This is a genomic window from Pauljensenia sp. UMB3104 (genome assembly GCF_030217285.1).
Classification (GTDB): domain Bacteria; phylum Actinomycetota; class Actinomycetes; order Actinomycetales; family Actinomycetaceae; genus Pauljensenia.
The window spans coordinates 1-245 of record NZ_JASONN010000503.1 but is presented as its reverse complement, the minus strand read 5'-3'; the positions used below and the strand labels follow the sequence as shown (position 1 = coordinate 245).

At 69.0% G+C, this 245-nt stretch carries 1 pseudogene; it reads right to left on the bottom strand.

The features are described 5' to 3' along the window. Nucleotides 1–245, bottom strand: a pseudogene (locus QP415_RS12565) (ABC transporter ATP-binding protein); the annotation flags it as partial.

The following is a 245-nucleotide window of genomic DNA, read 5'->3' as shown; positions in this document are numbered from 1 at the left end:
TGTCCGGGAAGCGCGTCGAGCGCGCTCGAGGGCAGGCCGACGAGCGAGATCAGTTCACGCACGCGCTTGGCTCGCGAGGCCTCGTCCCCGATGCCGTGCACGCGTAGCGGGTCAGCGAGCTGATCCTGGACGTGCATGCGGGGGTTCAGGGCCGTCGCGGGGTCCTGGAAGACCACGGAGACGACACGACCGATCTCCCGGCGGGCGGCGGCGCTACGCTTCGTGACTTCCTTGCCGTTGAAGAA